The following is a 12,905-nucleotide window of genomic DNA, read 5'->3' on the forward strand; positions in this document are numbered from 1 at the left end:
CATGAAAGCGCCCCGCCCCGGATACCGTGAACTTACAACGTGCGCGCGACTTCGATGCGCTCGAAGCACTCGATCTGGTCGCCCGGCTTGACGTCGTTGTACTGCTTGACGCCGATACCGCACTCGGTGCCGGACTTCACTTCCTCGACGTTCTCCTTGAAGCGTCGCAGGGATTCCAGCTCACCCTCGAAGATCACGGTGTTGTCACGCAGCACGCGGATCGGCTTGCTGCGCTTGACCGTGCCCTCGGACACCATGCAGCCGGCCACGGCGCCGAACTTCGAGCTGCGGAACACGTCGCGCACCTCGGCAGTGCCGATGATCTCCTCGCGGATCTCGTTACCCAGCAGGCCGGTAGCCGCCTGGGTCACCTGGTCGATCACGTCATAGATGATCGAGAAGTAACGCACGTCCAGACCGGCCGTGTCGATCACCTTGCGCGCCGAGGCGTCGGCACGCACGTTGAAGCCGATCACCAGCGCCTTGGAGGCCGCGGCCAGCGTGGCGTCGGACTCGGTGATGCCGCCGACACCGGAGGACACCACGTTGACCTTCACCAGCTCGTTGCCGATCTGCGTCAGCGACTCGCGCAACGCCTCGGCGGAACCCTGCACATCGGCCTTGATGAGGATGTTCAGCTGCTGCTGCTCCTCGCTCTGGCCCATCTGCGCCATGATGTCCTCGAGACGGTTGGACTTGCTGACCAGGCGCGTCTCGCGACGGCGCTGTTCGCGTTCCTGCGCGACTTCCTTGGCCAGGCGTTCGTCGGCCACGACCACGAAATCGTCGCCCGCCTCCGGTACGCCGGAAAGGCCCAGCACCTGCACCGGAATTGACGGACCGGCTTCGGCGACCGACTTGCCGTTCTCGTCGATCAGGGCGCGCATGCGACCGTACTCGACGCCACAGACGGCGTAGTCGCTTTTCTTCAGCGTGCCGCGCTGCACCAGCATCGTCGCCATCGGGCCGCGACCGCGATCCAGGCGCGATTCGATGACCACACCGGAGGCTGGGCCGTCATGCACCGCGGTCAGCTCCATCAGCTCGGCCTGCAGAGAGATCGAGTCGAGCAGATCATCGATGCCCTGGCCGGTCTTGGCCGACACGGGCACGAATTGCACGTCACCGCCCCAGTCTTCCGGCACGACCTCTTCGGCGACCAGCCCCTGCTTGACGTTGTCGGGATTGGCGTCGGACTTGTCGATCTTGTTGACTGCGACGATCAGCGGCACATTCGCTGCGCGAGCATGCTTGATGGCCTCGACCGTCTGCGGCTTGACGCCGTCATCGGCCGCGACCACCAGCACCACGATATCCGTGGACTGGGCTCCGCGGGCGCGCATCGATGTGAACGCGGCATGGCCCGGGGTATCCAGGAACGTGATGACACCCTTGTCGGTGGTCACGTGGTAGGCACCGATGTGCTGCGTGATGCCGCCCGCCTCGCCCGTGGCGACCTTGGCGCGGCGGATGTAGTCCAGCAGCGAAGTCTTGCCGTGATCGACATGGCCCATGATGGTGACCACCGGCGGACGCGGCAGCTTCTCGCCCTGTTCCTCGCTCGTGGCCGCATGCTCCAGCAGCGCGGCCTCGGCGCCCTTGTCCTCTTCCTGCACGGGCTTGTGACCCAGTTCTTCGACCACCAGCACCGCGGTGTCGTGGTCGATGACCTGATTGATGGTGGCCATCATGCCCATGTTGAAGAGGGCCTTGACGACCTCCGAGCCTTTCACGGCCATCTTCTGCGCCAGTTCGCTGACGACATTGGCTTCGCCAACAGCCACTTCACGCACGACCGGCGCGGTCGGCTTGGAGAAGCCGTGCGGGCCGCTGCCACCGGCGGATGGACGCTCACTGCCGCGGCCACGACGACGACCACTGCTGCGGCGCGCACGATCGGCGTCGGACAGATGCAGCTTGCCGCTGCCGAATTTCTTGCCGCCCTTTCCGCCCTTTCCGCCCGTGGTGCGCTCTTCGCGCTCGTCCTTGGCCTTCTTCTCGGGAGCCGCCGCCTTCGCCGTCGGCTTGGGACGACCCATGGCCTCTTCGCGCGAGACTTCGCGCACGCGCTCGCGGCGCTTGGGCTGATCGTGCACGCGCGGCATGACCGGCATGGACCATGCGTCCTTCTTTTCCTTCGAAGCTTCGCTGTCCTTCGTATCCTTGACGGACACGGATTCAGACTCGGCTTCGACGGTCGTCTCCGACGTATCGACCGGTTCCTCGATGGTTTCGGGAACGCTGGAAGATTCGGCCTCAGCTTTGGCCTGCGCTTCGGCTTCAGCCTGGGCCTTCGCCTGCTCGTTTGCTTCGGCCTCGGCCTGAGCGGCAGCCGCCGCCTCTTCGGCCTGACGACGCGCGTCCTCTTCCTGCTGAAGCTTGCGCTCGGCTTCCTCGCGGCGCTGCTTCTGCTGCTCGGCGCGCTCCGTCTCTTCGCGCTGGCGCTGCTCCTGCGATTCCTGCAGCTTGCGCGCGGCCTCTTCGCGCTCGACATCGGCCGAGGCGTCTTCACTGATGGCGCTGCGCTTCACATAGGTGCGCTTGGAGCGCACCTCGACATTGACCGTCTTGGCACCGCCACGGGCACCCGCGCGTCCGCTGCCGGAGGCAACCTTGAGCTCGCTGACCTTGCGTCGACGCAGAGTCACCTGCTTCGGTCCGGCCGAAGCCGCTTCGCTTTCACCGCTTCCACCCTTGCCATGCTTGCGGCGCAGGAAGCCGTGCAGCTTCATCTTTTCGGTATTGCTGATGACCTGATCGGGGTCGGAGAACTCCATGCCCGCTTCGCCAAGCTGCGCGAGCAGCTTGTCCACAGGCAGGTCCAGGACCTTGGCCAATTGCTTGATGGTGACGTCCGACATCGTTCTCTTACTCCGCCTTTCCCGCGATCTTCTTGTGTGTCGCCGTGTTGCCCGACACAGCCGTTCCGTCCCTGGCGGGAAGCATCTCAGCTTCCCCAGATGCACGCCGTCCGGGCATGCATCCGTGCTCGATCAGCCTTCCTGCTCCAGACGTGCAATCATCGGCGCACGTGCGGCCATGATCAACGCTGCAGCGCGTTCCTCGTCCATGCCGTCCATGTCGATGAGATCATCGACCGCCTGGTCGGCCAGGTCATCCGCCGTGGTCACGCCGCGCTCGGCAAGAGCATAGGCCGTAGCCTCGTCCATGCCTTCCAGCGACAGCAGGTCTTCGGCGGGAGTGTGTTCTTCCAGGCCTTCCTCGACCGCCAGCGCCGCCGTCAACAGCGCGTCGCGGGCACGGGCGCGCAGTTCCTCGACGATGTCCTCGTCGAAGCCTTCCACGGCCAGCAGCTCGCCGGTCGGCACGTAGGCCACTTCCTCGATACTGGAGAAACCTTCCTGCACCAGGATATTGGCGATTTCCTCATCGACCTCAAGCTTGTCCATGAACAGCTGGCGCGATGCCTCCTGTTCGGCCTCGCTCTTCTCCTGCACCTGGTCCTGCGTCATCACGTTGAGCTGCCAGCCAGTCAGCTTGCTGGCCAGACGCACGTTCTGGCCGCCGCGACCGATGGCCTGGGACAGTTTGTCCTCCGCCACCGCGATGTCCATGGAGTGCTTGTCCTCATCCATGATGATCGACTGCACCTCAGCCGGCGCCATCGCGTTGATGACGAACTGCGCCTGATTCTCGTGCCACAGGATGATGTCCACGCGCTCGCCGTTGAGCTCGTTGGTCACAGCCTGCACACGCGAACCACGCATGCCGATGCAGGCGCCGATGGGATCGGTACGCGCGTCATGCGCGAGCACCGCGATCTTGGCGCGGTCGCCAGCGTCACGGGCGCAGCCCATGATCTCGACCAGGCCCTGGCCCACTTCCGGCACCTCGAGCTTGAACAGCTCGATCATGAATTCCGGCGCGGTGCGCGACACGAACAGCTGCGGCCCGCGGATTTCCGAGCGCACTTCGTACAAGTAACCGCGCAAGCGGTCGCCGACACGCACCGGTTCGCGCGGAATCGACTTGTCGCGCGGAATGAAGGCCTCGGCGTTGCCGCCCAGGTCCAGGTAGATGTTGCCGCGCTCGACACGCTTGACGATGCCGGTGATGAGTTCGCCGACGCGATCCTCATAAGCCTCGACCACCAGGGCACGCTCGGCCTCGCGCACACGCTGCACGATGACCTGCTTGGCAGCCTGGGCAGCGATGCGCCCGAACTCGGCGTTCTCGATCTGTTCCTCGATGTACTCGCCGATCTCGGCATCGGCGCGCTCGTCCACGGCGTCCATCATGCGGATCTGGCGATACGGCGATTCCATCTCGATGTCGTCGGCCACGATCTCCCAACGACGGAAGGTCTCGTAGTCACCCGTTTCACGGTCGATCTCGACGCGGATGTCCGCATCCTCGTCCGGATAGCGCTTCTTGGCCGCCGAGGCCAGTGCCGCTTCCATCGCCTGGAAAATGATGTCGCGCGACACGCCCTTTTCATTGGCTACCGCGTCCACCACCAGCAACAGTTCTTTGCTCATTGCCGCCACTCCGCGAACGCCATCGTGGCGTCCGTATCAAAAAATCAGTGTTTCTTGCCCTTGCCGCCCGACTTCGGTACGGGCGCATAGCCCAACGCCTGCCAGTCGGGTACCAACCGCGCACTCTCCACATCGGCATGCGCGAACTCGAAGGGACCGACGCCGTCGACTTCGACCACGATGCGTTCCGGCGCGGCCTCGACGATCCGGCCGCGCAGACGACGACGATTGTTGATCGGCGCCTTCAGCACCACCTTGACTTCGTCACCGACGAGCTGCGCGAAATGATCCGCCGTGAACAACGGCCGATCGATGCCCGGCGAGGACACCTCCAGCACATAATGCCCGGGAATCGGATCTTCGACATCCAGCGTCGCGGACAATTCGCGACTGGCCGACTCGCAATCGTCAATGCCGACCTCGCGGTCTTCGGCATCAATGTAGACGCGCAGCGTGCCCTGCCCACCCGAGGGGATCCACTCCACTCCGAGGCAGGTCAGTTCGAGATCGGCAATGATCTCGTCAAAGCGTTGGGCAAGGGCCTGCGTGTCCAAATCGATCGCGACTCCATAATTCAAAAACAAAAAATGGGCATGACGCCCATTTCCATAGCGTTGCCGTTGGCTCCGACACCGGCGTCGCGCATCCATGCGCTCGGGGCCGTGGCCCCTAACAAAAAAGCCTCACGAGGAGGCTTTTTTGCCGAAAGTTCTGGTAGCGGGGGTAGGATTCGAACCTACGACCTTCGGGTTATGAGCCCGACGAGCTGCCAGACTGCTCCACCCCGCACCGGAGAAGGGAAACTATAGCGGCGCAGCGTTCACTTGGCAATACCAATCTGCACGAAAAAAGGTTTTTTTCTGCAAATCGGACATGCCAGCTTCAGCCTGCGAACGCCTGCTGGCACCACGAGAACAACGGCCCCCAGTACAAGCCCAGCGCCAGCAGCGCGAGCGCGTTCAGCGAGAGCATCCAGCGCATCGGCATATCGTTCTGCGGCTTGATCTCGACGCCTTCGACCGGCTTGTCGAAGTACATCACCTTGACCACGCGCAGGTAGTAGTACAGACCCACGATGGCGGCGACGATGGCAACGATGGCCAGCCACATCATGCCGGCGTCGATGGCTGCCTTCAGGATCAGCAGCTTGGCGAAGAAGCCGAACAGCGGCGGCACGCCGGCCAGCGAGAACATCGCCAGCATCATCAGGAAGGCCATCCAGCGCGAACGCTCGTTGAGCCCCTTGAAGTCATCGATCTCCTCGCACTCGAAGCCCGCGCGCGACATCGCCAGGATCACGCCGAACGCGACCGTCGACATCAGCGCGTAGCTGATCGCGTAGAACATCGCCGCGGCGTAGCCGGACGGTGAGGCATTGACCAGACCCAGCAGCAGATAGCCCATGTGCGCGATGGTCGAATAGGCGAGCAGACGCTTGATGTTGGTCTGCACGATGGCGACCAGATTACCGATCACCAGCGAGAGCACGGCCAGCACCGCCAGCATCAACTGCCACTGATGCAGCAGGTCGCCCGGACCGAACGCGCTCAGCAGACGGTAGGCCATACCAAAGGCGGCCAGCTTGGAAGCGGAGGCGACGAAGGTCACTGTCGCCGTCGGCGCGCCCTGGTAGACGTCCGGCAGCCACATGTGGAACGGCGCCGCGCCCAGCTTGAAAGCGATGCCCACGATCATGAAGATCAGACCGAAGCGCAGCAGATTCGGCATGTCCGTCTGCATCGCCGCAGCGTGCAGATGCGCCAGATCCAGCGTGCCCGTGGCGCCGTAGATCATCGACATGCCGTACAGCAGCGAACCGGAGGCCAGTGCGCCCAGCACGAAGTACTTGATCGCCGCTTCCGAAGACAGGCGCGAATCGCGATTGAACGCTACCAGCGCATACGAGGACAGCGTCAGCAGCTCCAGCCCCAGGTACACGGTGATCAGGCTGCCGGCGGAAACCAGCAGCATCACGCCCAGCACCGCGAACAGCGTCAGCACGTAGAACTCGCCGTGCCACAGCTTGCGGTCCTTGAGGTACGGGCGCGAGAACACGAACACCAGCAGCACCGAAATCAGCGCGAACAGGCTGAGAATCTCGCTGACGCGATCGCGGATGAACATCCCTCCGAAAGCGCTCAACGCGTGCGGCGGCTGACCGGAGACCACCAGAAACCCGGTGATCGCGGTGATCGCAATGGCCAGCCAGTGGGTCGCGTTGCGCTGTTCCTCGCGGATGAACGCGTCCATCAGCAGCAGCACGCACACTGCCGCGACCAGGTAGATCTCCGGCAGGAGGATGAGTATGTCGTTCCAGCTCAGCATGCGGCAGTCCTCAGATCTTGCTGATGGCCAGTTGTTGCACCAGATGGTCGATCGAGCCGCCCATCAGATGCACCAGAGGCTGCGGCCACACGCCGATGGCGAGCACCACCACCGCGAACGCCGTCAGCACGAAAGCCTCTCGGCCATTGATGTCCTTCATCGCGGCAACCTTCTCGTTGGTCACCTTGCCCCACACCACGCGCTTGACCAGCCACAGGGTGTAGGCCGCGCCGATGATGAGCGTGAAGGCGGCGATCAGTGCGATCCACGGGTTGGCGCTGAAGCTGGCCAGAATCACCATGAATTCGCCGACGAAACCGCTGGTGCCCGGCAGGCCGCAGTTGGCCATGGCGAAGAACACCATGAAGAAGGCGAACCACGGCATCACGTTCACCAGACCGCCGTAGTCCTTGATCATGCGGGTGTGCAGGCGGTCGTACATCACGCCGATGCACGAGAACATGGCGCCCGACACGAAACCGTGCGACATCATCTGCACCATCGCGCCCTGCACGCCCAGGTTGGCCGCGTCCACGTTGCCCAGGTCACGCACCAGCATGAAGGCGATGAAGATGCCCAGGGTGACGAAGCCCATGTGCGCGATGGACGAATACGCCACCAGCTTCTTCATGTCCTCCTGCACCAGCGCCACGTAGCCGATGTAGACCACCGGAATCAGGCTCAGCACGATCACCAGCCAGGCGTAGTGCGCCGAGGCGTCCGGCACGATCGGCAGCGAGAAGCGCAGGAAACCGTAGCCACCCACCTTCAGCATCACCGCCGCCAGCACCACTGAACCGCCGGTCGGCGCCTCGACGTGGGCGTCGGGCAGCCAGGTGTGCACCGGCACCATCGGGATCTTGATGGCGAACGCAATCAGGAAGGCGAAGAACAGCCAGCTCTGCTCCTTCATGGTCAGCGGCAGATGCGCCAGCGTGGCCATGTCGAAGGTTCCGGCCTTGTGATACAGGTAAATCAGGCCGACCAGCATGAAGATCGAGCCGAGGAACGTGTAGATGAAGAACTTCAGCGTCGCGTACACGCGGCGCGGCCCGCCCCAGATGCCGATGAGGATGAACATCGGAATCAGCATGGCCTCGAAGAACACGTAGAACAGCAGCGCGTCGGTGGCGCAGAACACACCGATCAGCAGGCCTTCCAATACCAGCATGGCGGCCATGTACTGATGCGGCTTGTTGTCCTTGATGACGTCCCAGGCACCAACGATGACCAGCACGCCGACGAAGCTCGTCAGCAGGATCAACGCCACCGAGATGCCGTCCACGCCCAACGCGTAATTGACATGCAGCGAGGCGATCCACGGGGTGGATTCAACCAGCTGCATGACCGCGCCGTCCGTGTGGTAGGCCGGCAGCAGGAACAGGCTGGCCACAAACGTCGCGACCGCGACGGCCAGAGCGATCCAGCGACTGGCGCTGCCGCGCGCACCGGCGATCAGCACCGGCACGGCACCGGCCATGGGCAGCCAGATCAGCAGGCTAAGCAGATGATTCGACATAGGTCCTTGCTTCCCTGATTGCTCAAACGTGCCCGAACCACCAGAACCCGCCCAGAAGCAGGATCAGGCCGAGGATCATGGCGAACGCGTAGTGATAGAGGTAACCCGACTGCAGGCGACGCATGCCGGCGGCGATGCGCTGCACGAGGCTCGCCGAGCCGTCGATGGCGCCGTCGATGACGGCGGTGTCGCCGGCCTTCCAGAACAGACGGCCCAGCTTGACGCCACCGCGGGCGAAGATCGCGAGGTAGACCTCGTCGAACCAGAACTTGCGGTCGAGCACCACGTAGACCGGCTTGAAGATGCGCTGGATGCGCCCCGCCATGGCCGGATTGAAAATGTAGACGTAGGTGGTGATGGCGAAACCGGCCACGACCAGCCAGAACGGCGTCTGCGTGAAGCCGTGCAGCGCCATCGCCAGCGCGCCGTGGAACTCGGTACCCATCTCGGCCAGCACATTGTGCGCTTCGGTCACGTGGATGGCCTTGCCGAACCAGTCGCCGAACAGCATCGGACCGACGGTGAAGAAACCGATCAGCAGCGACGGGATCGCCAGCATCACCAGCGGCACCGTCACTACCCACGGGGATTCCTTCGGCGCATGCGCCAGGACGCCCGGTTCGTGGTGGTGATCGTCGTGGTCGTCATGACCGTGGCCATGCGACTCGACCACCTTGAAGCGCTCCTTGCCGTGGAAGGTCAGGTGCATCTGGCGGAAGGTGTACAACGCCGTGACCAGCGCGCCCATCAGCACGCAGAAGTAAGCGTAGTGCGCGCCCCAGCGATGCGACTCACCGGCCGCCTCGATGATGGCGTCCTTGGAGTAGAAGCCGGAGAAGAACGGCACGCCGCACAGCGCCAGCGAACCGACCCACATGGTGATGTAGGTGATCGGCATGTACTTGCGCAGGCCGCCCATATGGCGCATGTCCTGCTCGTGGTGCATGGCGATGATCACCGAGCCGGCGCCCAGGAACAGCAGCGCCTTGAAGAACGCGTGCGTCATCAGGTGGTAGACCGCTCCGGCATAGGCCGACACGCCCAGCGCCACGGTCATGTAGCCCAGCTGCGACAGCGTGGAATACGCGATCACGCGCTTGATGTCGTTCTGCACGATGCCGATCATGCCGGTGAACAAGGCACCGGTGGCGCCGATCACCATGATGAAGCTCAGCGCCGTCGACGACAACTCGAAGATCGGCGACATGCGCGCGACCATGAAGATGCCCGCCGTGACCATGGTCGCGGCATGGATCAGCGCGGAGATCGGCGTCGGGCCTTCCATCGAGTCCGGCAGCCACACGTGCAGCGGCACCTGTGCCGACTTGCCCATGGCGCCGATGAACAGCAGGATGCCGATCACCGTGGCCGCACTCCAAGCGTGGTTCTGGGTGATGTGCAGGGTCTGGCCGACCAGGGTCGGCGCGGCGTCGAACGCGGTCTGGTAGTCGAGTGTGCCGAGGAAATACAGCACCGCGCCGATGCCCAGCACGAAGCCGAAGTCGCCCACGCGGTTGACCAGGAACGCCTTCAGATTGGCGAAGGTCGCGCTCGGGCGCTTGAAGTAGAAACCGATCAGCAAGTACGAAACCAGGCCCACGCCTTCCCAGCCAAAGAACAGCTGCATGAAGTTGTTGCTCATCACCAGCATCAGCATGGCGAAGGTGAACAGCGCGATGTAGCTGAAGAAGCGCGTGTAACCGTCATCGTCGGCCATGTAGCCGATGGTGTAGATGTGCACCATCAGCGAAACGAAGGTGACGACGACCATCATCATCGCGCTGAGGCGATCGATCATGAAGCCGACGCTGGCGTTGAACTTGCCGACCTGGAACCAGGTGTAGAGGTCGTGGTTGTAGTTGGCTGCCCCGCCCCACACCAGCTGGTAGAGGACGTAGAAGGACAGCACGCAGGAAATCGCCACGCCGAGGATGGTGACCGTATGCGATCCGGCGCGTCCGATGGTGCGGCCCAGAAAGCCGGCCAGCACGGCACCGGCCAGCGGTGCCAGCGCGATGATCAACAGGATGGAGGTGGATAGCTCGTGCATGTGCCCTTAACCCTTCATCGAATCGATTTCGGCGATGTTGATCGTGCTGCGATTGCGGAACAGCAGCGTCAGGATCGCCAGGCCGATGGCCGTTTCGGCCGCCGCCACGGTGAGAATGAAGAACACGAACACCTGCCCTGCCACGTCGCCACTGAAGCGCGAGAAAGCGACAAAGTTGATGTTCACCGCCAGCAGCATCAACTCGATCGACATCAGCAGCACGATGACGTTCTTGCGGTTGATGAAGATGCCGGCCACGGCGATGCAGAACAGCACGGCGCCGAGCACGATGAAATGCGAAAGCGTGATCATGATTCGGACTCCTGCGGACGCTCGGCATCCATCTTCACGACGCGGACGCGGTCGCGATTGCTCACGCGCACCTGGTCGCCCGGGTTCTGTCGGCGGGTCAGCGGCTTGTGGCGCAGCGTCAGCACCACGGCTGCGATTAGGCCGACGGTAAGAATCAGCGCCGCGATCTCGAACGGAAGCAGGAAGCGCGTGTACAGCGCCTGCCCCAGCCAGGCGGTGTTCGACATGCCCGCGGCGGCGGCCGGATCCGGCCCCATCGTCATCACGTGCATGGCGCGCACGCCGATCAGCGCAAGCATCTCCACCAGCATCACGGCAGCCACGATGATGCCGACCGGCAGATACTTGATGAAGCCTTCGCGCATGCGTTCGAGGTTGATGTCCAGCATCATCACCACGAACAGGAACAGCACCATCACCGCACCGACGTAGACCACGATCAGCGCGATGGCCAGGAACTCGGCCTGCGCCAGCAGCCAGATGCTGGCGACACTGAAGAAGGTCAGCACCAGCGACAGCACCGCGTGCACGCTGTTGCGCAGGGTGATCACCATCAGCGCCGAAGCCACGGCCACGGCGCCAAAGGCGTAGAAACAGATCAATTGCAGTAGCTGTGCGCTCACTTCACTTCTCCAGCCAGCCGCGCGTATGTCGTTCGATTCATGTCGTCCATGCCCCTCAGCGGTAGGCCGCGTCCTGAGCGCGGTCGGCAGCGATTTCCTGCTCGTAGCGATCACCGATGGCCAGCAGCTGCTGCTTGGTCACGACGTTCTCGCCACGCTGTTCGAAGTGGTACTCATGGACCGAGGTCTCGACGATGGAGTCCACCGGGCAACTCTCTTCGCAGAAGCCGCAGTAGATGCACTTGAACAGGTCGATGTCGTAACGCGTGGTGCGGCGCTGGCCATCGCTTTCGCGCGGCGCGGAATCGATGGTGATCGCCAGCGCCGGGCACACCGCCTCGCACAACTTGCAGGCGATGCAGCGTTCCTCGCCGTTGGCGTAGCGGCGCAGCGCGTGCAGTCCGCGGAAGCGGTTCGACTTCGGGATGTGCTCCATCGGGAAGCGCATCGTGTACTTGGGCTTGAACATGTAGCGCAGCGTCAGGCCCATGCCCTGGAACATCTCGATGAGCAGCAGGCTCTTGAAGTAGCTAGTGATTCGGGACATGTCTGATCAACCTCCGATCGTGACCCAGCCGAAGTACTTCATGCAGCCGGCTACGAGCACCCAGACGATCGTGATCGGAATGAACACCTTCCAGCCCAGACGCATGATCTGGTCATAGCGATAGCGCGGGAAGGTGGCGCGGAACCACAGGAAGAAGAACGAGAAGATGAAGGCCTTGGCGAACAGCCACAGGATGCTCCCGTGACCGATCCAGCCCCACGAGACCGGGAACGGACTCAGCCAGCCGCCCATGAACAGCACGGCTGCCAGGAAGCTGATCAGGATCATGTTGGCGTATTCGGCCAGGAAGAAGATCGCAAAGGCCGAACCCGAATACTCGACGTGGAAGCCGGCGACGATTTCCGACTCGCCTTCGGCGACGTCGAACGGCGCGCGGTTGGTCTCGGCCACGCCGGAGATCCAGTAGATCACGAACACCGGCAGCAGCGGCAGCCAGAACCAGTCGAAGATGCCCTTCGGACCGGCCTGCGCGTCGACGATGGCGGTCAGGTTCAAGCTGCCGGCCAGCACCAGCACGCAGACCAGCGCCATGCCCATGGCCAGTTCGTAAGAGATCACCTGCGCCGCCGAACGCATCGCACCGAGCAACGCGTAGCGCGAGTTCGACGCCCAGCCCGCCAGGATAATGCCGTAGACGCCCACCGAACTCATCGCCAGCAGGTACAGCACGCCGGCGTTGACGTTGGCCAGCACCATGCCCTGATCGAACGGCACCACGGCCCAGGCCGCCAATGCCGGAATCAGCGCCAGCAGCGGCGCCAGGAAGAACAGGAACTTGTTGGCGTTGGTCGGGACAAGGACTTCCTTGATCAGCAGCTTGACCACGTCGGCGAAGGCCTGGAACAGGCCCAGCGGACCGATCTTGTTCGGCCCCATGCGCACGTGCATCCAGCCGATGACCTTGCGTTCCCAGTACACGAACATGGCCACCGTCAGAACCACCGGCAGCATGATCGCGAAGATCAGCAGGACCGGAACAAGCACCTCGTGAAACAGCAGGTCGGCCATG

At 63.3% G+C, this 12,905-nt stretch carries 10 protein-coding genes and 1 tRNA gene; all 11 read right to left on the minus strand.

Features of this window, described 5'->3' with window-relative positions; all coding sequences use genetic code 11:
• Positions 1-32: 32 nt before the first annotated feature.
• Positions 33-2,861, minus strand: coding sequence for a translation initiation factor IF-2 (infB, locus tag BTJ49_RS08945; protein ID WP_113065014.1), 2,829 nt, complete (start codon positions 2,859-2,861; stop codon positions 33-35).
• A gap of 132 nt (positions 2,862-2,993) precedes the next feature.
• The gene (nusA, locus tag BTJ49_RS08950; RefSeq protein WP_113065015.1) at positions 2,994-4,499 is read right to left on the minus strand and encodes a transcription termination factor NusA; all 1,506 of its coding nucleotides are present in this window, start codon (positions 4,497-4,499) and stop codon (positions 2,994-2,996) included.
• Between the two features lie 44 nt (positions 4,500-4,543).
• Positions 4,544-5,053, minus strand: coding sequence for a ribosome maturation factor RimP (gene rimP, locus BTJ49_RS08955; RefSeq protein ID WP_113065116.1), 510 nt, complete (start codon positions 5,051-5,053; stop codon positions 4,544-4,546).
• 158 nt (positions 5,054-5,211) lie between these two features.
• Positions 5,212-5,288, minus strand: a tRNA-Met gene (locus BTJ49_RS08960).
• Positions 5,289-5,381: 93 nt separating this feature from the next.
• Positions 5,382-6,824, minus strand: coding sequence for an NADH-quinone oxidoreductase subunit NuoN (gene nuoN, locus BTJ49_RS08965; protein ID WP_113065016.1), 1,443 nt, complete (start codon positions 6,822-6,824; stop codon positions 5,382-5,384).
• 10 nt (positions 6,825-6,834) lie between these two features.
• Positions 6,835-8,343, minus strand: a complete 1,509-nt coding sequence (locus tag BTJ49_RS08970; protein WP_113065017.1) for an NADH-quinone oxidoreductase subunit M — start codon at positions 8,341-8,343, stop codon at positions 6,835-6,837.
• A 22-nt stretch (positions 8,344-8,365) separates the two neighbouring features.
• Positions 8,366-10,393, minus strand: coding sequence for an NADH-quinone oxidoreductase subunit L (gene nuoL / locus BTJ49_RS08975; protein WP_113065018.1), 2,028 nt, complete (start codon positions 10,391-10,393; stop codon positions 8,366-8,368).
• A gap of 6 nt (positions 10,394-10,399) precedes the next feature.
• Positions 10,400-10,708: an NADH-quinone oxidoreductase subunit NuoK gene (gene nuoK, locus BTJ49_RS08980; protein WP_200877569.1), complete on the minus strand. Its 309-nt coding sequence runs from the start codon at positions 10,706-10,708 to the stop codon at positions 10,400-10,402.
• On the minus strand, positions 10,702-11,328 hold the full coding sequence (locus BTJ49_RS08985) for an NADH-quinone oxidoreductase subunit J (RefSeq protein WP_113065019.1): 627 nt from the start codon (positions 11,326-11,328) through the stop codon (positions 10,702-10,704). Before BTJ49_RS08985 ends, nuoK begins: the two co-directional genes overlap by 7 nt.
• A 55-nt stretch (positions 11,329-11,383) precedes the next feature.
• On the minus strand, positions 11,384-11,875 hold the full coding sequence (nuoI, locus tag BTJ49_RS08990; RefSeq protein WP_113065020.1) for an NADH-quinone oxidoreductase subunit NuoI: 492 nt from the start codon (positions 11,873-11,875) through the stop codon (positions 11,384-11,386).
• Positions 11,876-11,881: 6 nt separating this feature from the next.
• Positions 11,882-12,904, minus strand: coding sequence for an NADH-quinone oxidoreductase subunit NuoH (nuoH, locus tag BTJ49_RS08995; RefSeq protein WP_113065021.1), 1,023 nt, complete (start codon positions 12,902-12,904; stop codon positions 11,882-11,884).
• Position 12,905 lies beyond the last annotated feature (1 nt).

The sequence above is a fragment of the Oleiagrimonas sp. MCCC 1A03011 genome, from assembly GCF_003267965.1.
Classification (GTDB): domain Bacteria; phylum Pseudomonadota; class Gammaproteobacteria; order Xanthomonadales; family Rhodanobacteraceae; genus Oleiagrimonas; species Oleiagrimonas citrea.

Coding starts and splice junctions, on each gene's coding strand:
- infB (WP_113065014.1), bottom strand. CDS start 2,861: ATGTCGGACGTCACCATCAAGCAATTGGCCAAGGTCCTGGACCTGCCT.
- nusA (WP_113065015.1), bottom strand. CDS start 4,499: ATGAGCAAAGAACTGTTGCTGGTGGTGGACGCGGTAGCCAATGAAAAG.
- nuoN (WP_113065016.1), bottom strand. CDS start 6,824: ATGCTGAGCTGGAACGACATACTCATCCTCCTGCCGGAGATCTACCTG.
- BTJ49_RS08970 (WP_113065017.1), bottom strand. CDS start 8,343: ATGTCGAATCATCTGCTTAGCCTGCTGATCTGGCTGCCCATGGCCGGT.
- nuoL (WP_113065018.1), bottom strand. CDS start 10,393: ATGCACGAGCTATCCACCTCCATCCTGTTGATCATCGCGCTGGCACCG.
- nuoI (WP_113065020.1), bottom strand. CDS start 11,875: ATGTCCCGAATCACTAGCTACTTCAAGAGCCTGCTGCTCATCGAGATG.
- nuoH (WP_113065021.1), bottom strand. CDS start 12,904: ATGGCCGACCTGCTGTTTCACGAGGTGCTTGTTCCGGTCCTGCTGATC.